Source organism: Aquincola tertiaricarbonis (assembly GCF_023573145.1).
Lineage (GTDB): Bacteria > Pseudomonadota > Gammaproteobacteria > Burkholderiales > Burkholderiaceae_C > Aquincola > Aquincola tertiaricarbonis_B.
The window spans coordinates 2,729,823-2,750,550 of the sequence record NZ_CP097635.1 but is presented as its reverse complement, the minus strand read 5'-3'; the positions used below and the strand labels follow the sequence as shown (position 1 = coordinate 2,750,550).

Here is a 20,728-nt window from a genome sequence, read left to right as displayed (position 1 = left end):
TCGGCTCAACGGGCACCGCTGCCCTCGCGCACTTCGCCGTTGTCGAACGTGACCCGGTAGGGGGCGCCCGCCACGGGCGTCAGGTCGTCGTAGAGGTAGTTCAGCTCCACCGTGGGTTCTCCCTTCGCCAGTCGCGGCATTCGCACCGGCAGGCTCCTGGCCCCGCTGAAGTCGTGGCTGGCGGCATGCATCACATGGCTGCCGGTGGTGCCGCTGTCGATGCCGCTGGCACTCCAGCGGGTGTAGCTGCCGCCGCCGTTGATCAGCACCTCCTTCGCACCCTGGATCTCGATGCGCTCTGCAGTCATCGTGATCTTCAGCTTGGCCAGCATCTGGAGGTTGGCCTTGAGCGCACGGATGTCGATGTCTTGTCGGGCGCTGATGAGTTTGATGCCCGCCCGATAGGCAAACAGCCGCACGGCCTCGGCGGCGCTGGCCAGCAGGCTCTTGCCCGTGCTGACGCTGGTGTGCCCGCCGCTGCTGATGGCGTGGTGCTGGCCGCTGTGCTGGTGGGTGCTTTGGGCGGTGGTGCTCTCGATGCCGGCCGGGCTGGCCAGGATGAGGTGCGGTTCCTGCAGTTCTGGGAACCGGCCTTCCTGGGCTTTGCCTGCGATGGCCTGGTTCTGTGCCTGCAGCGCTTGGGCCACGTCGTCCTGGTCGCCCTGGGTTTGGGCCTGGTGCATCTGGGCCAGGTGGCCCAGGCTGTCGTGTTGACCCTGGGCCTGGTTCAGCCGCGCGATGGTTTCGCTGAGGTCGGTGACGTGGCCTGTGGCCTTGCTTCTAGCTTCGGTGCTGAGGATCAGCCCGTCCTTGGCGCGGATGGCGCCGTGTCCGTCGGTGCGCAGCTCGAAGCCTTGGCCGCGGTGGTCCTTGCGGCCCTGCCGGTCTTCGATGCGGGTGATGTGGCCCAGGCTCAGGCTGCTGTGCTGGTGGTCGCTCTTGAGTTGGGCCTGGATGGCCTGGTGGGTGTCGTCCAGCACCAGGTGGTTGGAGCGGCCCGCGGCGCTGTTGCCCCCGCCGGGCGTGAGTTCTCTGGAACGAAGGCCGCTGAGCGCCTGCTGGGCCGGCAGCTCCCACGGCGGCAGGTTGACTTGGTTGTAGACGCGGCCGGTGCAGATCGGCCGGTCGATGTCGCCGCCGATGAAGCTGACGATGACTTCCTGCCCCACCCGGGGCAGGTGCATGCCGCCCAGCTGGTTGCCGGCCCAGTCGCTGCTCACGCGCACCCAGCAACTGCTGTGGTGGGTGTTGGGGCCGTAGCGGTCCCAGGGGAACTGGACCTTGATGCGGCCGAGGTGATCGGTGTAGAGGTTGGTTTCGGCCGTGCCCGCGACAGGACCGCAGACTGTGGCGGTCTCGGGGCCGGGGATGTGGGGCTTGGGCTGGGTGGCCTCGGGCCGCAGCAGTTCGCTGGCGGGCTGCACCTCGAAGTCCACCGTGCAGCGCCACTGGCCGCCCAGGCGTTGGGCGTCTGACAGCGCCTTGGGCGCTGCAGCCCGCGCCGTGTCTTCGCTGACGTTCTCCACCACCAGGTCGGTGGCCAGCGTCAGGTAGTCGATGTTGGCCGCGTCCTGCGGATGCTCGCGCAACTGGAAGCTGTGGCCGGCGGCGATGCCGCGCACATGGCCTTGGCCGCGGGCGCGGTGGCCCTTCTGCCGGAGGGCATCCATGCGCAGCCGGGCGAGGTGGCGGCCTTGGGCTTCCGTCTGGTTCGCGGCCTTGTCGGCGCCGCGGTTGGGTTGGCTCCAGTCGCTGGCGGGCAGGTGCAAGGCGGTTTCGCCCTCGCCGATGGTCTGGCTGCCGCGCCACAGGTACACGTCCTGGCCAGCCTGGCCGGTGGGGCGCGCCGCACGAACCTTGGCGCTCAGCTGCGCCCGCGGGCGCGTGTGGTCGTATTCGCGGCTCTCGTAGCGCCCGGCGGTCAGGCGGTCCACCGGCGCAAAGGCGTGGATGTACTCCTCGTCGATCTTGTGGCCCGGCGGGTAGTAGGCGATGGCGTGGTAGCTGCTGCCGGGGTCATCCGCCTGCAAGGGCCTGAAGGCGCCGTTGTGGTCACTGAGCACTAACCGGTGCACGCCGTTCGTGTGCTCGAAGTGGTGGTTGATGCCCCAGGCTTGCATCAGCCGGCACAGGAACTGGTAGTCGGTCTCGTTGTACTGGACCAGGTAGTCCACGACCGGGTACCGCTCGATGAGCCGCCACTCGACCGGGAAGATGTAGTCGTCCAGCACGGCGCGCAGCACATCAACCGGCGTCTGGTTCTGAAAGACCTTGCAATCAGTGCTCAGCGTGGCCAGGTACAGCCAGGGCCGCAGCGTCAGCTCGTACAGCGCGTGCCGGCTGTCTTCGCCCAGCAGGCGGGCTTCGGTGATCAGCGCGTTGATCTGGCGCTCGCCGGCGCCCTGGTTCCCAAGAAGGCCTGACCCGTGGCCTTCCAGCTCGATGGCGCAACAGATCTCGCGGCCCACCATGTCCGGCAGGCTGAAGTTGGCGCCGCGCAGCAGACCACCGACCGCCGCGACCTCATCCGGCGTCTGCAGCACCAGCCGGTACTCGAACAGGCCGTTGACCGCCTCCCGGCCGCTCAGCCGCAGCGGCACCAGCGCCGGCCGGCCCAGGTGCTGCGGGATCGCGGGGCTGCTGATCGTCAGCGCGCGTTCGCCGCTGAAGACGGGGCGTGAGAAACCGTGCTTGTTCATGCTGAGCCTCAGCCGCGCGTGACGCCGACCGAGCCGATCAGCGAACATCCGCATTCGGTCTTGTGACCTTCCAGCGCCACCGGCACGCCATCGATGAGGCAGCTTGCATCGCCCTCGACGATGGCGTTGACCCCATGCGACTTCGTGGGGCAGTCCACCTTGTCGCCAAGCCGAGCGATAGGCCTGCCGCCGATGGTGTGCCTGGCTGATGCGCTGATCACCTTGCCCCCATGGTCGGTGCTGTCGCCCAGCACGATGAGCTTTCTGGCCATCAGCGCACCCCCCAGAGCTCCATCCGCAGGTTCGGAAACTCCTTGCCCACGTGCAGGCCGATGCCGCCGTGGGTCTGCAGGCGTTCCCAGTGGTTGCCCAGCGGTTCCAGTTGCAGATAGACATGGCCGGCGTTGAACGGAATCTGCCGCGGCGGCACGGGCAATACGCGCAGGGTCAGGCCCGGCAGATGCAGCCGCACCAACTCAGGCAGCCGGTCTGACGAAGCGAGCTTGGCGTGGGCCACGAACTGCTGCGCCAGTTGGTCCGCCGGCATGTCGGCCGCCACGGCCAGCACGATGTGGCTGTAGCTCTTCAGCTCCGTGGGGTCGACGCTGGCCAGGTACATGCCATGCGGGCGCTGCTGCAGGGCGATGGACTGGGCGCTGCGGATCAGCACGTTGTTGAGCAGCTCGCGTGTCTCGTCCACCAAAGGCTTGAAGGTTTCGTACGGATCCGCATGCTGATAAGCCGGGACCGGGTTGGCCCGGCGGGTCTGCACACGGATGAAGGTCGACAGTTCGCTGGCCAGGCTGCGCAACAGCACGTAGGCGTGCTCCGGCGGGGTTTCCTTGACCTGCAGCAGGTGGTCGAGTTGCGGCTCATAGCGGTTGAGGATCTGCAGCAACAGGAAGTCGCTCACCTCCGCCGCCTGCGTGCCGCCTTGTGCACCGCTGCCCGCCAGGCGGTCGGCCAGAAGGTCGAGGCGCTGCTTCAGCGTGCCGTGCAGTTGCGATATCCACTGGCTGAGCAGATCGCTGGCGCCATAGCGGTTGACGGGCGCGATGATGGCGGTTTCCAGCTCTGCGCTGCCGTCCGAGCGCAGCGCGGTGAGCCTGGCGATGGGCAGCCCCATCCAGGCGCTGGTCAACTCCTTCTGCGGCACCAGCACCATGCGCAGCTGGCTCAACTGCACGCTGCGCACGCCCTGCCCCACGGAGTTGGCATCGCGGATGTCGGCGTCGAACACAGTGAAGCGGGCTGAGCTGACCGGCGCACCCTCGAACGAGGTTTCTTCCCCGTTGGGCACACGGATGGCCAGTGCCAGGTGAAGCGTCTGGCCCAGGTGCTCGGGCGTCAAGGTCAGGGGCGCCGGCGGCGGCGTCTGGCCCGGAATGTCGAAGGGCGTTCCGTCCGCACAAATGCCGCTGGCGCTGGCGATGACGAGCTTGCCCAGCGTGAGCGACTCGGGATCAATGCGCAGGTGGCTGAAGCCCCAGAAGAATGGCGACAGCGGCAATGCTCGCCGGTGGACGAAGGTTTCCAGGTAGCGCTCTTGCTGCTGGAAGAGCTGCGGCCGCAGGAACAGGCCTTCGGTCCAGGTGACTTTGTGGGTCCAGGTCATGGAGGGTGCTTTCTCTGGATGCTCAGCGCGCCGGCACGATGACGATGCCCTGCGGCTGCAACTGGATGCTCAGCTCCAGCTTGTTGCTGGGCAGCAAGGCCCGGTACCAGGCCGCTTCAGGCGCTGCGGGCAGCGGCTGGATGACCCGCCAGGTCGCGTTCAGGTCGTAGTAGCCCACCAGCAGGCCGATGGCCTGCGTCTTGGGGTTGCCCCTGCGCTCGATCTTGCGGCTCTCGCCGGGGCGCAGGATGAACTCGTCACGGGCCAGCAGGTCGTTGCCCAACACGCTCTTGTCGTTGCTGTTGAGGCTGAAGTAGTCGGCCTCGGCGAAGCTCGCGCTGTCCTGGAGTTCATAAACGCGCACCTTGGCAGGCGACGGTCGTCCGGATGCGTCTGGGTTGGCCTGTGCCGTGGCCTCGATGTGTAGAACCAGCTTCGTGGCCTCTTTGGCGTCCTGGGCCAACGCCGGCAAGCCCAACAGCCACGCGGCCACGAGAGCAGCCGCCATTCGCAAGATCTGGGTAGCGTGCATGGGACCCGCGCCATGAAAGAGGGGGACCAGCAGACCCGGTGCGGGCAGGTCGCCGCGCACGGGTCTGCTGCAGAAGGGCCTGGTGTCAATCCAGGCCTGGCATCAGGCTTCCTTGTTGAGCTTGATGTCGTAGCCCGCCGTCACAGCGCCGCCGGAGCCACCTTGCTGGTTCTGCACCGTGTACTCCTGCTTGACCTTGGCGAACGAAAGGCTGACCCGCTCCTTGATGCGCTCTTCCGCACTGCTGCCCACCGGCGCCACCGCAGTGATCACCACATCGCTCATGGTGATCTTGAGGTACTCGAGCGGATTGCCGCCCGCCTTGCGCACCACCAGCTTGGCCTCGGGGATGTGCTTGCCGGTGAGGCAGAACTTCATCAGGTTGGGGCTGGAACGGTCGACGAAGTGCAGGAACTTGAGGTCCCGCACGGTGGCCTTGCCCGAACCACCGCCGGAGCCGGCATGCATGTTCGACTCCTGCAGGATTTCCCAGTCCCAGGAGAGCACTTCGATCTCGTTCTTGTGCGCGGAGTCCATGCTCTCGCCGTCGATGCCGTTGATCTTCAGGAAGATGTCTTGTGCCATGGTGATTGGCTCCTATGAAGGGTGGGGAACGAGGCTCAGGCTGCGGCCTTGACCGAGGGCAGCTTGGCCACGAGGCGCAGGCTGACCGTCAGGCCTTCGAGCTGGAAGTGCGGCCGCAGGAAGAACTTGGCGCTGTAGAAGCCGGGATTGCCTTCGATGTCTTCGACCACCACCTCGGCAGCGGCCAAAGGCCGGCGTGCCTTGGTTTCCTGGCTGGAGTTAGCCGGGTCGGCATCCACGTAATTCATGATCCATTCGTTGAGCCAGCGCTGCATTTCGTCGCGCTCCTTGAACGCGCCCAGCTTGTCGCGCACGATGGCCTTGAGGTAGTGCGCGAAGCGCGTGCTGGCGAACAGGTAAGGCAGCCGGGCCGAGAGGTTGGCGTTGGCCGTGGCGTCGGGGTCGGTGTACTCCTGCGCCTTTTGCAGCGACTGCGCACCGATGAAGGTGGCGTGGTCGGTGCCCTTGCGGTGCACCAGCGGCACGAAGCCGGCCTTGGCCAGTTCCGCCTCCCGGCGGTCGGAGATGGCGATCTCGGTCGGGCACTTCATGTCGAAGCCGCCATCGTCCGTCGGGAAGGTGTGGCAAGGCAGGTTCTCGACCGTGCCGCCGGACTCGACACCGCGGATCATGGTGCACCAGCCGTAGAGCTTGAAGCTGCGGTTGATGTTCACCGCCATGGCATAGGCCGCGTTGTTCCACACGTAGTTCTTGTGGTCGGCGCCCTGGGTGTCTTCCTCGAAGTTGAACTCGTCCACCGGGTTGGTCTTGGCCCCATACGGCAGCCGCGCCAGGAACCGCGGCATGGCCAGGCCGATGTAGCGGGCATCCTCGGTCTCGCGCAGGGAGTTCCAGGCGGCGTGTTCCAGGTTGCCGGTGATCTTGGCCAGGTCACGCGGATTGGCCAGTTCCTGCCAGGAGTCCATCTGCAGGTTGCTCGGCGCCGCGCCGGCGATGAACGGTGCGTGCGCCGCGGCCGCGATCTTGGCCATCGAGCCCAGCAGCTCGATGTCGGGGGGCGTGTGGTCGAAGTAGTAGTCGGCCACCAGGCAGCCATAGGGCTCTCCGCCGAGTTGCCCGTACTCTTCTTCGTACAGGCGCTTGAACAATGGGCTCTGGTCCCAGGCCAGGCCCTTGTAGCGGCGCATGGTGCGGCGCAGCTCGGACTTGCTGATGTCCATGAAGCGGATCTTCAGCATCTCGTCGGTCTCGGTGTTGGAGACCAGGTGATCGAGCCCGCGCCAGACCGACTCCACGCTCTGGAAGTCGTCGTGGTGCAGGATGAGATTGATCTGCTCGCTGAGCTTGGCGTCGATCTCCGCGATGATGGCTTCGATGCTGGCGTAGGCATCGTCGCTCATGGTGACGGTGTTGCTCAGCGCCTGCTGGGCCAGCGTGCGGACGGCGGATTCCACCGCCTCGCGCTGTTCGTCGCCCTTGGGCTTGAACTCACGGTCCAGCAGTTGCGCAAACAGGCTGGGCTTGCCGGCTTGTACGCTGGGTTCTTCGAGCAGTTCGGCATTGGACATGGATCGCTCCCTGGAAGTAGAAGGGGTTCAGGCCTGGGCAGCGGCTTCAGGCTTCGGTGCCGCTGCCAGCGTTTTCATCAGCGCGGGATCGGCCAGCAGCTTGCGCACGAGGTCCTCGGCGCCGGCCTTGCCGTCCATGTAGGTCTGCAGGTTGGCCAGCTCGGTGCGTGCGTCCAGCAGCTGGCGCAGGGCGTCCACCTTGCGGGCGACGGCAGCGGGCGAGAAGTCGTCCATGCTTTCGAAGGTGATGTCGACCATCACGTGTCCTTCGCCCGTCAGGGTGTTGGGCACGCTGAAGGCCACACGCGGGGCGATGGCCTTCATGCGCTCGTCGAAGTTGTCGACGTCGATCTCCAGGAACTTGCGCTCGGTGACTTCCGGCAGCGGCGCCACGGGCTTGCCCGAGAGATCGGCCAGGACACCCATCACGAAGGGCAGCTCGACCTTCTTTTCGCTGCCGTAGACCTCGACGTCGTATTCGATCTGCACACGCGGTGCGCGATTGCGTGCAATGAACTTCTGGCTGCTGTTGGCGCTCATGCTTGTCTTTCTGCGAAGGTGGGGTTGAGGTAGAGCCGATCACCACATCGGCACGGAGAAATGCCCGCAGACAGGGCGAACCCATGTCGGCGTTCAGGTAAAAACTGCGGGTGGCGACTTCAGAGATCGAAGGGACGCAGGCCCTTGATGAACAAGGACCCACACCAGCTGCGAGTCACGTCATGGCTGGTGTTCGGATGGCGTCAACGGCCGGGCGTGGGGCGCCCCACCGGAGGCTTTGGCAGCAACGGCGCCGCCGTCGTTGCAGGGCTTATTGCCTAGGGAGATAGCCTATGCAACCGAGATCGAGATGGCACAGCAAATCTTGACGTTCAAGCTGAAGTCAATTCAGCACTTAGTGCAAGGTGAAGCAGGTCTTACCAACAACCGGCCAGCTCGAAGCTCTTTGTCGGGCGCGCGGTGTCGGCGACTTCAGACTCAGCCTGCACGGTCGTTGCTGGCTGGCCCCGACCATCGCACGCTGCCACCCAGTGCCCTGCAGACCTCCACCTGCACCCCATCCGGCAGCGCCTGAATCTGCCGGTGCAGCTGGCCGCTGCGCTTGAAGTGCTCGGCAGCCGGCAGGGGATGCATGTTCTCGGCCGAAAAGCTGCCTTCGGCGAACACCGGGAACACCGCGTACGAGTAGCACTGATCGCGGCGCAGCCGCTGACCCTGCTGCAGCAGCACCGCCACCAGCCCGGGCAGGAACCACTCCTGCACCCGGTCGGTGTCCAGCAGTTGCTCGAAGGCGCTGCGGTCGTCGGCCACCTGCTCCAGCGCACCGGTGGCCGTGCTCAACCACCAGACGGTGCCCGCCGGCAGCTCGATGAACACGTCGCCCAGCACGGAGCACAGCAGCGGCTGCCAGTCGGCGCCCAGCTTCCAGGCCCAGGCTTCACGCAACGCGGCCAGCGAAGCGTCGGTGGGCTCGAAGGTGACCTGCGACCAGGTGGGCATGACAGGCGGGCTGCGGCGTGCGTCGGGTGGTACCGCACAGTATCCGCGCTGCACCCCCAGGTCAGCCGCGTGCCAGCCGCTCCAGGGCCGGCCCGCGCGCCAGCCGCGCCATGCAAGCCAGGTTCACCATCACCGCAGCCCCGGCGGCGAGCGCCATCGCCGTGCCGATGCCGCAGCCCGGCACCGTCGCGGCGAACACCGTGCCGAAGGCCATGCGGCCGAACAGGCCGGCCACCGTGCCCAGCAGGAACTGGCGGGCCGCGGCCGCGCCGCGGTCGGCATGTTGAACCAGGGCCACCGTCACGCTGACCACTGGCAGCGAGGCCAGCAGCCCGGCCACGACGGTGCCGATCACCGGCCCCGCGGCCGCCAGGCCCAGGCTGAGGGTGCCGGCCGTGATCGCCGGCAAGGCGGTGGTGATCCAGGGACGCGCCGGCGCGTCCGCCTGCGCAGGCGCCCCGCCGAAGGAGGGAGGCCAAGCGCGCCAGGCCAAGACGCTGCACACGCCCGCCAGGCCCAGCGCGGGCAGCAGGTGGTGGCCGGCGGCCAGCACCGGACCCACCATGGCCAAGGCCGCGGCGGCGCCCCAGGCCAAGGCCACGCCCCGCGGCCGCAGGCGCAGCGATGCATGGGCGTAGGCCAGCGCAAAAGCCGCCATCAGGGCACAGGCCGCCACCGTGGCCGCGGCTGCATGGGCCGCGAAGGGCGCACCCTGCTCATGCGCCATCCAGCCCAGCGCGGGCGCGGTGGTGGTGGGCAGCCCGGCCACGATGCCGGCGGCGCTGCCGCCCCAGCGGCGCGCCAGGGCCAGCACCAGCGCCACCGACGCCATCGTCAACAAGCTCTTGGCCCACCAGTCCATCACCGCTCCTGCCCGGCGGCGGCGCGGCATGCGCCCCCTTGTCCTGGCTGTACGGCGGGCGGTGCGGCAGGCGGACAAGCCGGGCCTCCCTCCGGGGAGGGATGGACGGCGGGGCTGGACGACCTGCGGCCTTCCCGGCTGCGTCAGGGGCGCGCCTGCAGCCGTTGTGGCGCGGCGCGGGTGGCACCGGCGGCAGCGGGCTGGCCACTGGCGGCCTGGGCCTCGGCCAGGGCCGCAAGGCCGCGTGCCAACGCGGGGCTGCGCGGGTCCTGCAGGTCTCGGCGCAGCGCCACGGCCTGCGCCAGCGCAGGCACGGCTCCAGCGACCTGGCCCTGCCGCAGCAAGGCCAGGCCACGCACCTCGGCCAGGTCGGCCTCGGCCTGGCGGACGAAGCGGCGGTCCGGCAGGCCAGCCACGGCGGCCAGGCCCTGCGCCGCCAGGTCGGCGGCCAGGCTGGCATGGCCGGCGGCCAGCAGCAGGCCGGCTTCTTCGGCCTGGCGCCGCACCGTCACCAGCGGGCCGGGCGATGGCGCGGTGACGAAAGCGTCGCCGCGAAAGTCCTGCAGCGCCTGCGCCGCCTGGCCTTGCGCCACCCACCAGCGGCGCCGCACCTGGCGCAGTTCACCCATCACGAATGGGGCGTGCTCGCCCACCAGTGGCAACGCCCGCTCCAGGTCGGCCCGGGCTTCGGCGGCGCGGCCCAGGGCCACCCTGGCGTCGGCGCGCACCGCCAGCAGGCCCACCTGCAGGTCGGGCGGCAAGCCGCCCACCTGGGCCTGCCAGGCCTGCAGCAGGGCCAGGGCGGCGGCCGGCTCGCCATGCGCCACCAGCGCCCGCGCCTGGTGGCCCACCAGCAGCAGCGGCAAGGCGCCGAAGTCGGCCCCGGCCCCGCGCGCCCAGGCCACTTCGGCCGTGCCCAGGGCCAGCGCCTCGGCCGCCTGGCTGTTCTCGGTGTGCGCGCTGATCAGCTTCTGCGCGACGATGTGCTGCGAGTAGGGGTCGCCCAGGTGGCGGGCCTGCGCCTGCGCCCGCTGCAAGGTGTCCAGCGCCTCCTGCGGCCGGCCGCGCTTGGCCTGGGTGGTGCCCAGCGTGGCCAGCACCACCGGCAGCGCACCGCCGCCCAGGTCGGGGTGGCGTTCGATCTGCGCCGCGGCTTCGCGCAGCGCGGCCTCGGCCTCGGGCAGCCGGCCCAGCTTGAAGCTGGTTTCACCCAGCATCTGCAGCGCGTTGAGGGTGTCCTGCGAAGGGGGCAGCTGGCGGGCCACCTGCGCCGCGCGTGCCGCGAGGTCCGCTGCGCGCACCGGGTCTTCGTTGATGAAGAGGAAGGACAGCGTCTGGTCGATGGTCATGCGCAGTCCGGGGTCCAGCCCCGGCACACGCTGGCTGGCGGCCTCGGCTGCCAGCAGCTGCTCGCGGCCCTCGTCGCGCTGGTTCATCTCGATCAGGCTCTTGCCAAGGCTGGTGCGGGCTTCGATGGCCTGGGCACTGTCGGCGCCGTGCAGCCGCATGGCCAGGGCCAGGCTGCGCCGCTGCAGCGCGGTGGCACGCTCGTTCAGACCCATGTGGATGTACATCTCCTGCATGGTCTGGTTCAGGCGCAGCTGGGCCTCGGGCACGTCGGCCAGCTCACGCTCGATGCGCGCGGCGCCGCGGTCCAGCAGTTCACGGGCGGTGGTGCGGCGGGCCGCTTCGGGGTCGTCCTGGTGGCCGGTGTTGGTCATGAACACCGATTCAAGAAAGGCCTGCACCGAGCGCGCGGTGGCCGCCTCGGTGAGCGCAAGCTCGGCCTGCGCGCGGGCTTCGCGCGCCTGCCACAGCGCCACGCCCGAGCCCGCCAGCAGCGCCACCACGGCCACCGCGCCCGCGCCCACCTGCAGCCGGTGGCGAGCGATGAACTTGCCGGTGCGGTAGGCCAGGCTGTCGGGCCGGGCCTGCACCGGCTCGCCGTCGCGCCAGCGCCGCAGGTCCTGGGCAAAGGCATCGACCGAGCCATAGCGCTCCTCCGGCCGCGGCTTGAGCGCGCGGTGCAGGATGGCGTCCAGGTCGCCCTGCAAGGCGCGGGCATGGGCCCGGCCCTGCGGTTCTTCGGCCGCCACCTGGCTGGCCCGCGGCAGCTGCACCTGATCGATGGCCTGCAGCAGCTCGGCGGAGCCGCCGCGGGGCAGCCGGTAAGGCAGCCGGCCGGCCAGCAGCTCGTAGGCCACCATGCCCAGGCTGTACACGTCGGTGGCGGTGCCCAGCGGCTCGCCACGGATCTGCTCGGGGCTGGCGTAGTCGGGCGTGAGCGCATGGCCGCCCAGGCGGGTCAGCGCGGTCTCCTGCGTCAGCTCGCCGTCCTGCAGCAGCTTGGCGATGCCAAAGTCGAGCAACGACACCTGCCCCTCGGCCGTCACCAGGATGTTGCTGGGCTTGAGGTCGCGGTGCACCACCAGCCGGCCGTGGGCATGCGCCACCGCCGCCATCACCTGCAGCAGCAGTGCCACCCGTGCCTTCAGCGGCAGCTGATGCTGGCGGCAGTAGGCGTCGATCGGCTGGCCGTCGACATAGGCCATGGCGAGGTAGGGCCGGCCCTGGGCGTCCACGCCGGCGTCGTACAGACGGGCGATGTGCTCGTGGGCCAGCCCGGCCAGGATCTCGCGCTCGCGCACCAGGCGCGTTGCGAAGGCCTCGCCCCAGGCCACCGCGGGCAGCTTGAGCGCCACCGGGCGCTTGACAAGGCCGTCCACCCGCTCGGCCAGCCACACGCTGGCCATGCCGCCGCGGCCGATCTGCGACACCAGCCGGTAGGGGCCGACGATGGCGCCGGGCACCGCACCGGCGGTGGCCTCGGTCGCCGGCAACGGCGGCAACGCGCCAAGGAAATCGCCGGTCTCGATCTCGGCCTGGGTGGCCAGCAGCGCCCGCAGTGTGTCGCGGTGCCGGGCCTCAGGGCCGGCCAACGCATCCAGCCAGGCTTCGCGCCGCATCGGTGGCAGCGCCAGGGCTTCATCCAGCAGGTCGCTGACGGCGGGCCAATCAGCCTGCAGCGCGGCGATGGACGAGGGCTTCAACGCACGCCTCCTGAATCCCGCGCGCGGGGTGGGTCAACATGCGCAGCCAGCATCGGGACCTCCTCTCGGTCGGTGCGCCAGGACACCGTCGTTACCGGGCCTTACGAGAAATGAGCCTGTCAGCGGACAGCAACGCGCCTTGCGGCCGGCCGTTCAGTGCCGCAAGGCATGGGCCAGCAGCAGGCGGGCCTTGGCCCAATCCCGGCGCACGGTGCGGTCGGTCACGCCCAGGGCCTGGGCGATCTCCTCGACCGCCAGGCCGGCGAAAAAGCGCATCTCCACCACCCGCACCAGGCGCTCATCCACCTGGCGAAGCTCTTCCAGCGCGGCATGCACGTCCACGATCTCGTCCACCGGGTTGGGAATGGAGGCCAGCAACGCGGTGTCCAGCGTCACCGGCCGGGCATCGCCGCCGCGGCGGTCGGCCTGTGCGGCGCGGGCAGCGTCGACGATGATGGACCGCATCACGGTGGCGGCGTAGGCCAGGAAGTGGGCCCGGTCGGCCGGCGTGAGCTGGTCGCGCTTGACCAGCTTGAGGTAGCACTCGTTGACCAGCGCGGTGGTGTCCACGTGCCCGTCGCGCCGGTGGTGCGACAGCCGCCGGTGCGCGATCTGCCGCAGCTCGGGGTGCAGCAGTTCGAAGATGGCATCCAGCGCGGGCTTGTCCCCTTCGCGTGCGCGGGTCAACAACTGCGTGATCTCTCCCATGCCAGGATCCGGTGCGGTGTGGTTCAGGCCATCCTAGCCTGTTGCGGTGTCGTGCCGTGCCAGCACCTGGCGTGCCAGCCTCAGCACGGCGCGGCGCAGCGCCGGCGGGCCCAGCACCCGCAGCTCGGCCCCGTGGCCCAGCACCTGCCTTGCACCGTGGTCGATGGATTCGATCGGCATGTTCACGCAGCGCCAGCCCCGCGGCAGCCGCACGCCTGCCGGTGGTGAGGGCAGCACCGTGTGCGGGCGCCGCGCCTGCACCAGCCAGCCCAGCGCGCGCGGCGAAGCCAGCACCTGCGCCTCGGTCGGCCGCAGCTGCGCCTCGAAGCGCGCCGACGCGGCCTGCCACCAGGCCGCCAGGTCGAAGCCCCGCGGCCGACGCACCGGCTGCGGCAGCAGGCTCATGGTGCCGACGCTGGCCAGGCGGTAGGTGCGCGGCTCGCCCTGCCCCGGCGTGGTGGCCACCAGGTACCAGCTGCCGGCCTTGAGCACCAGGCCCAGCGGGTCCAGCTCGCGGCGCGAGCGGCGCTGCCAGCTGGTGTAGTCCACGACCACCCGTCGGCCGCGCCACACTGCCTCGGCGGCCTCGCGCAACCAGGGCGCCGCATCGGGCGCGCGGTACCAGTCGTGCGGGTCGATGTGCAGGCGCCCGGCCACCTCGGCCGCGCTGGTGCGCAGCGGCAGCGGCACGCTGGCCAGCAGCTTGAGCCGGGCCGACACCGCCGCCTCGCCCAGCCCCAGCTCGGTCGCGGGCCCCGGCAGGCCGGCCAGCAGCAGCGCGCTGGCCTCGGCCTCGGTGAGGCCGGTGAGCTGGGTGGTCCAGCCCGGGCGCAGCTGGAAGCCGCCCAGCCGGCCACGCTCACCCCACACCGGCACGCCCGCGGCCGACAGCTGGTCGATGTCCCGCAGGATGGTGCGGGTGGACACCTCCAGCGCCTGGGCCAGCTCGGGCGCGGTGGCCCGGCCGCGGCTTTGCAGCAGCATCAGCACCGACAGCAGGCGGCTGGCTTTCATGGCAGGGCAGGCTTTCTCGAAAAACACGACATGCCGTGTCACTTTATGCCAGCGAGCATGCGGCACACCGCCTTCCAAGGACCTGCACATGCAAAGCACGACGACCCGCGCCGCTGGCGCCTGCAACGACTTCGACTTCATGCTCGGCCGCTGGCACAGCCGCCAGCGCCGCCTGCGCGCGCGGCTGCAAGGCTGCACCGACTGGGAGGTGTTCGATGCACAGACGCAGGCCCAGCGCCTGCCCGGCGGGCTGGTGCACTTCGACACCCTGGTGGCCGAGACCCGGCGGCCCGGCTGGGTGGGCATGACGCTGCGCTGCTTCCACCCCGCCACGGGCCGCTGGAGCATCCACTGGCTGACCAACGACGGCACGGGCCTGGACGCCGACAGCGGCCGGCTGGCGCCCCCGGTGGTGGGCGGATTCCACGGGGACGAAGGCCTGTTCGAAGGCGAGGACCTGCTGGACGGCCGGCCCATCCGCGTGCGCTTCACGTGGCGTCGGCAAGGCCCGGACCGCGCCCGCTGGGAACAGGCGTTTTCCGCCGACGGCGGCCGCAGCTGGGAGCTGAACTGGACCATGGACTTCGAGCGGCTGGCCGACCAGGCGGTGGTACTGCCGCTGCCGCCCATCGAACCGCAGGTGCTGGAGTTGCGCCGCTACACCCTTTACCCGGGCCAGCGCGAGACCTTGGTCGACCTCTTCGACACCCACTTCGTGGAACCGCAGGAAGCCCAGGGCATGGTGGTGATGGGCCAGTTCCGCGACCTGGATGCACCGGACCGCTTCGTCTGGCTACGCGGCTTTGCCGACATGGCCACGCGCGCCGCCGCACTGGCCGGCTTCTACGACGGGCCGGTGTGGCAGCAGCACCGGCAGGCGGCCAACGCCACGATGGTGGATTCGGACGACGTGCTGCTGCTGCGGCCCGCCTGGCCGGGCGCCGGCCTGCCGCTGGCGGGCCTGCGCCGGGCGGCCGGCGCGGTGCGCATGGCGCCGCCACAGCCAGTGCACATCCGCCTGTACCCGCTGCGTGCGCCGGCGTCGGCCGAACTGCTGGCGCTGTGCCGTGCCGCGTCGCAGCCACCCTTGGAGGTCGGCAGTGGCGCGCTGACCGGCTGGTACGTCACGGAGCCGGCGGCCAACAACTTTCCCCGGCTGCCGGTGCGGCAAGACTTGCAGGTGCTGGTGCGCGTGTCGTCAGGGCCTGCAGCGGCCGGGACCGGACCGCTGGACGCGCTGCTGGCGCCGTGGTCGGCCGCGCCGCCCCTGCAGCATCGGCTGATGCCGACCGCGCGCTCGGCCCTGGGCCACGCACCGGCGGGTGGCTGCGGCCCCGGCGTTTAAACCACGGAGGCCGAAACGCCGGCCGCAGCCGCCTGCCCATCCGGCGGCGCGGTGACGATGGAACGCAAGGCCGGCTCCACCGGGCCCAGGCGATCGGCATCGGGCCTTGGGCGGGCCAGGGCCGGCTGGGCGGCGAAAGCCTGTTCCAGCGCCAGGCCGGCGCGCAGCAGCGCCAGGTCGGCACGGAACGGCGCCACCACCTGCAGGCCGAAAGGCAGACCACGCGCGTCGCGGCCGCAGGGCAGGCTCAAGGCCGGGTGGGTGGTGAGCGTGACCACGTAGGTCAGCGCCAGCCAGCGGTAGTAGTTGGCCTGCGGGCGGCCATCGATCTCGGCCGCGTGCGGCTGTGTCCACGGGAAGGGCGACACCGGCGTGGTGGGTGACAGCACCAGGTCGTAGTCCCGGTAGACCTGCTGGAAGCGGTTGATGATGCGCGTCTGCTCGGCCTGGGCCCAGGCGGCGTCGAGCAGCGACATCTTGACGCCCAGTTCGTAATTGGCGCGCGGGTTGGGGCCCAGGCTGCCGGGGTCGCGCTCATAGGTCTCGCGCATGCCGGCCACGAAGGCCTCGGCCCGCAGCACGTCGAAGCAGCGGTGCACGTCGCCCAGGTCGAAGCTCACTTCGTCGCAGGCCGCGAACAGGTGGCGCATGGCGGCCATCTTGTCGCGCATCGCCTGGCGCACCACCGGGTCCACGTCGCAGGCGCCGAAGTCCTCGGTCCAGGCCACGCGCAGGCGCGAAAGGTCCACCGGCGCCGGCTGCAGGAAGGCACCGGCCTCCAGCGGAAAGCTCAGTGCATCGCCGGCATGCGGGCCGGCCGTGGCGGCCAGCTGCAGGCAGGTGTCGGCCATGCTGCGGCCCATCGGGCCCACGACCGAGATGGGCGACCAGCCCAGCGGCTTGCGCACGCTGGGCACCACGCCGGGCGAAGGCCGCAGGCCCACCACGCCGCACTTGGCCGCGGGTATGCGCAGCGAGCCGCCGGTGTCCGAGCCTGTGCACACCGGCAGCAGGTCCAGCGCCAGCGCGGCGGCCGAGCCGCCGGACGAGCCGCCCGCATTCAGCCGCGGATCGAACGGGTTGCCGGTGGCGCCCCACACCGGGTTGCGGCTGTTGGCACCCGCGCCCATCTCGGGCACGTTGGTCTTGCCGGCCACGATGGCGCCGGCGCGGCGCAGCCGGGCCACCAGTTCCACGTCGGCCGTGGGCACGTGATTGCGCAGGCTGGGCGTGCCCAGCGTGGTGAGCAGGCCCTCGGTGGGCTCCAGGTCCTTCACGCCCAGCGGCAGGCCGTGCAGCAGGCCCAGTGGCTCGCCACGCATCACCGCCTGCTCGGCGGCCCTTGCCTCCACCCGCGCACGCTCGAAGCAGGTGGCGGTGACGGCGTTGACGAAGGGGTTGTAGCGCTCGATGCGCTGGATGCAGGCTTCCAGCAGCTCCACCGGCGACAGGGCGCGGCTGCCGATGAGCCGGCGCAGTTCCACCGCCGGCAGCGCGGTGATGCAGGAAGGGCTGGCGGAAGCGGGCGGGGTCATGGGCATCGCAGGCATGGCCTCAATCGGGCTGGATGTTGGCGCGCTGGGCCACGGCCCGCATCAGCGGCAGTTCCTTGTCGATCTGCGCGGCGGCCTGCGCGGCCGAGCTGAAGGCCGGCTCGGCGCCCTGCTGCAGCAGCAGCTGCCGCACCTCGGGCTTGGCCAGCAGGCCGGCCAGCGTCTTTTCCAGCGTGGCGCGCACGGCGGCCGGTGTGCCTTTGGGCGCGGCCAGCATCAGCCAGGTGTCGGCGTCCACCTGCGGGTAGCCGCTCTCGGCGAAGCTGGGCACGTCGGGCAGCTGCTGCGAGCGTCTGGCGGTGGTCACCGCAATGGCCTTGACCTTGCCCGCCTTGAGCTGCGGCAGCGCGGCGATCACCGTGTCCACCGAGTACGGCACCTGGCCGCCGATCAGGTCGGTCATGGCCGGGGCGCTGCCCTTGTAGGGCACGTGCAGCATCTTGCCGCCCACGGCCTGCAGGATGATCTCGCCGGTGAAGTGCGAGGTGGTGCCGCTGCCGAAGGAGGCATAGGCGAACTTCTCCGGCTGCGCCTTGATGGCCTGCACGAATCCCTTGACGTCCTTCACCGGCACCGCGTTGTTGGCCAGCAGCACCAGCGGCACCCGCGCCACGATGGCCACCGGCTCGAAGCTCTTGACCGGGTCGTAGGGCAGGTTGGGCCGGATGGCCGGGTTGACGGTGAAGGTGGAGCCCGAGCTGATGAGCAAGGTGTAGCCATCGGGCGCGGCCTTGGCCACGAGTTGCGCGCCCAGGATGGTGCCGGCGCCGGGCCGGTTGTCGATGATGACCGGCTGCTTCAGCTGCTCGGACAGCAGCTTGCCGAACAGGCGGCCCAGCACGTCGGTGCTGCCGCCGGGCGGAAACGGCACCACCAGCGTCATCGGCTTTTGCGGGTAGGCCTGCGCATGTGCCTGCATCGGCAGGCTGGCGGCGGCCAGCAAGGCGCAGGCCGCGGTCCAAAGCACCTGGCGGTGGGGGGTGGTGACAGGGCTCATGCGGTGGGTGCTCCAGCAAGGGGACATGGGCGCATCCTAGGAACGGCCCCCACCGCCAGCAACGGCATGGCGGCGAATCGAGCGTTGCGTCAAACGCAAGGCTTGGCTAGCCTTGGCCATGGCCAGTTCGCCCCCCACCCCCGCGCCGCCGCGCAGCAAGCCGGTCGCGCGCCGCCCCGCCGCCCGCAGCCGCAGCGTCAACGCCCGTGCGTTGCAGGAGCCGGCGCTGCAGCACTTCCTGGAGGTGGCCAACACCGGCTCCATCACGCAGGCGGCCGCGCGGCTGAACCTGGCGCCTTCGGCCGTCAGCCGCCAGATCGCGCGGCTGGAACGCGAGATGGACACGCTGCTGTTCGAGCGGCGTGCGCGCGGCGTGGTGCTCAACTCGGCCGGCGAACTGCTGGCCGCCCACGCCCGCCGCGCCTGGCTGGACATGGAGCGCGTGGCCGAAGAGATCCAGGCCTTGCGCGGCCAGCGCAAGGACAAGGTCAAGCTGGTGGCCACCGAGGGCTTCGCCTACGACTTCCTGCCGGCCCTGGTGGCGCAGTTCCAGGCGCGGCAGCCGCACGTCAGCTTCTCGCTGGACATGGCGGTGCAGGCCGAGGTGGTGCGCCGTGTACGCGAAGGCGCGGCCGACGTGGGCGTGACGGTGAACCTCACGTCGGAGCGCGACCTGACGGTGGAGCTGCGCCACCCCGCCCCCGTGCTGGCGGTGCTGGCCGCCGGCCACCCGCTGGCGGGCAAGCGCCACCTCACGCTGGCGCAGGTGGTGGCCTGGCCGCTGGCCCTGCCCTCCACCGCCTCCACGCTGCGCCGGCTGCTGGACGTGTGCTTCAGCCGCCAGGGCCTGGCCTACCAGTCGCGCTTCACCAGCGACCACCTGTTTCCGCTGGTGGCCTACGCGGCCGAGACGCAGGCCATCACCTTCTGCGGCGAACTGGCCTTGCGCCAGCACCTGCAGCAAGGCGCGGTGGTGGCGGTGCCGCTGCGCGACCGCGAGATGACCGAACGCCACTTCGAGGTGCAGACCCTGGCAGGACGCCAGCTGCCGGAAGCCGCGCGTGCCTTCATCGACTTCCTGCGCCAGCGGCTGGAGGGCGGCTGAGCCTTGCGCCTGGCGCAACGCTGGATTCAACCGCGCGGCGGCTGCAGCACCCGCGCCGGCTGAATAATCGGCGGCATCTCAGCCGCACTGCCAACGCCCATGACCACCTACCTGCCGAAGCCCATCCACCGTTTCGCCCCCGCATGAAGCCCGACGTGCTGGTGCTGGGGGCCGGCATGGTGGGCACCTGCACCGCCCTGCACCTGGCCTTGCGCGGCCATGCGGTCACGCTGGTCGACCGGCGTGAGCCCGGGCGCGAAACCTCCTACGGCAACGCCGGCATCATCCAGCGCGAAGCGGTGGTGCCCTATGCATTCCCGCGCCAGCTGTCCAAGCTGCTGGGCGTGGCGATGAAGCGCGGTGCCGACGTGAACTACCACCTGGGCGCCCTGCCCGGCCTGGCGGCACCGCTGTCCCGCTACTGGCGCAACTCGGCCCCACGGCGGCATGCGCAGCTGTCGCAGGCCTATGCGGCCCTCATCGAGCACAGCCTGCACACCCATGACGAACTGATCGGCCTGGCCGGCGCCCAGGACCTGGTGCGCCGAGAAGGCTACCGCTGGATCTTCCGCACCGGCGACGCGATGGCGGCGGCCGTGACCGACGCGCAGCGCCTGGCCGAACGGCACGGCCTGCGCCATGTGGTGATGGACCGCGACACGCTGCGCCGCGCAGAGCCCGGCGTGACCGAGCGCGCCGCCGGTGCCCTGCACTGGCTGGACCCGTGGACCGTGAACGACCCCGGTGCGCTGGTGGCCCGTTATGCGCAGGCCCTGCAGGCCCACGGCGGCCGGCTGCTGATCGGCGACGCGGCCACGCTGGCCGCCACCGGCAGTGGTTGGCAGGTACAGACGGCCGATGGCCCGGTGCAGGCCGCCCAGGCGGTGGTGGCGCTGGGGCCGTGGTCGGACACGCTGCTGCGCACGCTGGGCTACCGCTACCCGCTGTTCATCAAGCGGGGTTACCACCGGCACCATGCGGCGCCCATCGCGCCCCGGCTGTCGCTCTACGACGTGGAAGCCGGCCTGGTGATGGGCCCGATGCAGCGCGGTGTGCGCGTGACCACCGGCGCCGAGTTCGCGCGACTGGACGCCGCCCCCACGCCGGTGCAGATGCACAAGGCCGAGGCGCTGGCCAACGAGTTGCTTCCCCTGGGCACGCCGGTGGAAAGCACGCCGTGGATGGGCGCCCGCCCCTGTACCGCCGACATGCTGCCGGTGATCGGCCCGGCCCCGCGTCACCGCGGCCTGTGGTTCAACCTGGGGCATGCCCACCAGGGCTTCACGCTGGGCCCGGCCAGCGGACGCCTGCTGGCCGACCTGATGACCGGTGCCGCACCGCTGCTGGACGCGGCGCCGTATGCGCCGGCCCGCTTCGGCTGACCGCCACCGCCCATACCTTGAAAGTCGCCGACCGGCTTGGCTGCGGCGCCCGCAGGCCGTAGCATCGCGGCCATGTTCATCGACACCCTGCTGCAAACCCTGCGCGCCCTGCTGGCCGATGCGCTGGCCGTGCCCGCCGCGCTGCTGCAGGCCTGCGCCCAGGTGCTGGACACCTTGTTCCGGCTGGCGGCCTCGGTGTCGCGGCTGGTGCACCTGGTGCTGGACTGGATTCCGCCGCACTGACGGGGCGGC

General features: G+C 70.5%; 18 protein-coding genes. 4 read left to right on the top strand and 14 right to left on the bottom strand.

The genetic code is table 11. The features are described 5' to 3' along the window. Positions 1–5 precede the first annotated feature (5 nt). The 12 genes from MW290_RS12640 to MW290_RS12585 form a co-directional block, all read right to left on the bottom strand. Positions 6–2,699, bottom strand: a complete 2,694-nt coding sequence (locus MW290_RS12640; protein ID WP_250195006.1) for a type VI secretion system Vgr family protein — start codon at positions 2,697–2,699, stop codon at positions 6–8. Positions 2,700–2,707: 8 nt separating this feature from the next. Further along, entirely contained in the window at positions 2,708–2,971 is a 264-nt protein-coding gene (locus tag MW290_RS12635; protein WP_250195005.1) for a PAAR domain-containing protein, read from the bottom strand. Further along, on the bottom strand, positions 2,971–4,314 hold the full coding sequence (gene tssK, locus MW290_RS12630; RefSeq protein ID WP_250195004.1) for a type VI secretion system baseplate subunit TssK: 1,344 nt from the start codon (positions 4,312–4,314) through the stop codon (positions 2,971–2,973). The genes MW290_RS12635 and tssK overlap by 1 nt, the downstream gene beginning before the upstream one ends. A gap of 22 nt (positions 4,315–4,336) precedes the next feature. Beyond that, the gene (gene tssJ, locus MW290_RS12625; RefSeq protein ID WP_250195003.1) at positions 4,337–4,822 is read right to left on the bottom strand and encodes a type VI secretion system lipoprotein TssJ; all 486 of its coding nucleotides are present in this window, start codon (positions 4,820–4,822) and stop codon (positions 4,337–4,339) included. 126 nt (positions 4,823–4,948) lie between these two features. Continuing rightward, positions 4,949–5,431, bottom strand: coding sequence for an Hcp family type VI secretion system effector (locus MW290_RS12620; protein ID WP_250195002.1), 483 nt, complete (start codon positions 5,429–5,431; stop codon positions 4,949–4,951). Between the two features lie 35 nt (positions 5,432–5,466). Then, positions 5,467–6,960 carry a type VI secretion system contractile sheath large subunit gene (gene tssC / locus MW290_RS12615; protein ID WP_250195001.1) on the bottom strand — a complete coding sequence of 498 codons (1,494 nt, stop codon included), beginning with the start codon at positions 6,958–6,960 and terminating at the stop codon, positions 5,467–5,469. Between the two features lie 27 nt (positions 6,961–6,987). Next, entirely contained in the window at positions 6,988–7,500 is a 513-nt protein-coding gene (gene tssB / locus MW290_RS12610; RefSeq protein WP_250195000.1) for a type VI secretion system contractile sheath small subunit, read from the bottom strand. A gap of 438 nt (positions 7,501–7,938) precedes the next feature. Then, entirely contained in the window at positions 7,939–8,460 is a 522-nt protein-coding gene (locus MW290_RS12605; RefSeq protein ID WP_250194999.1) for a T6SS immunity protein Tdi1 domain-containing protein, read from the bottom strand. A 61-nt stretch (positions 8,461–8,521) separates the two neighbouring features. Continuing rightward, positions 8,522–9,322, bottom strand: coding sequence for a hypothetical protein (locus MW290_RS12600; RefSeq protein ID WP_250194998.1), 801 nt, complete (start codon positions 9,320–9,322; stop codon positions 8,522–8,524). Between the two features lie 143 nt (positions 9,323–9,465). After that, positions 9,466–12,372, bottom strand: a complete 2,907-nt coding sequence (locus MW290_RS12595) for a serine/threonine-protein kinase (protein ID WP_250194997.1) — start codon at positions 12,370–12,372, stop codon at positions 9,466–9,468. Between the two features lie 153 nt (positions 12,373–12,525). Continuing rightward, on the bottom strand, positions 12,526–13,080 hold the full coding sequence (locus MW290_RS12590) for an ECF-type sigma factor (protein ID WP_250194996.1): 555 nt from the start codon (positions 13,078–13,080) through the stop codon (positions 12,526–12,528). 33 nt (positions 13,081–13,113) lie between these two features. Continuing rightward, positions 13,114–14,094: a helix-turn-helix transcriptional regulator gene (locus tag MW290_RS12585; RefSeq protein ID WP_250194995.1), complete on the bottom strand. Its 981-nt coding sequence runs from the start codon at positions 14,092–14,094 to the stop codon at positions 13,114–13,116. A gap of 88 nt (positions 14,095–14,182) precedes the next feature. Here MW290_RS12585 and MW290_RS12580 point away from each other — a divergent pair, with 88 nt between their 5' ends. Beyond that, positions 14,183–15,439 (top strand): NIPSNAP family protein, encoded by a 1,257-nt coding sequence (locus MW290_RS12580; RefSeq protein WP_250194994.1) that lies wholly within the window; start codon positions 14,183–14,185, stop codon positions 15,437–15,439. On the opposite strand, the gene MW290_RS12575 is transcribed toward MW290_RS12580, so the two are convergent. Further along, positions 15,436–16,974 carry an amidase gene (locus MW290_RS12575; protein WP_250194993.1) on the bottom strand — a complete coding sequence of 513 codons (1,539 nt, stop codon included), beginning with the start codon at positions 16,972–16,974 and terminating at the stop codon, positions 15,436–15,438. The genes MW290_RS12580 and MW290_RS12575 overlap by 4 nt on opposite strands. Before the next feature lie 19 nt (positions 16,975–16,993). After that, entirely contained in the window at positions 16,994–17,989 is a 996-nt protein-coding gene (locus MW290_RS12570) for a Bug family tripartite tricarboxylate transporter substrate binding protein (RefSeq protein WP_250194992.1), read from the bottom strand. 112 nt (positions 17,990–18,101) lie between these two features. On the opposite strand from MW290_RS12570, the gene MW290_RS12565 reads away from it, so the two are divergent. The 3 genes from MW290_RS12565 to MW290_RS12555 all read left to right on the top strand — a co-directional run bounded on the left by MW290_RS12565 (position 18,102) and on the right by MW290_RS12555 (position 20,719). Continuing rightward, on the top strand, positions 18,102–19,094 hold the full coding sequence (locus MW290_RS12565) for a LysR family transcriptional regulator (protein WP_375142760.1): 993 nt from the start codon (positions 18,102–18,104) through the stop codon (positions 19,092–19,094). Positions 19,095–19,237: 143 nt separating this feature from the next. Next, complete coding sequence (locus MW290_RS12560; protein WP_250194990.1) at positions 19,238–20,476, top strand: NAD(P)/FAD-dependent oxidoreductase; 1,239 nt, start codon at positions 19,238–19,240, stop codon at positions 20,474–20,476. Between the two features lie 72 nt (positions 20,477–20,548). After that, positions 20,549–20,719, top strand: a complete 171-nt coding sequence (locus MW290_RS12555; RefSeq protein WP_250194989.1) for a hypothetical protein — start codon at positions 20,549–20,551, stop codon at positions 20,717–20,719. The last annotated feature ends 9 nt before the right edge of the window (positions 20,720–20,728 follow it).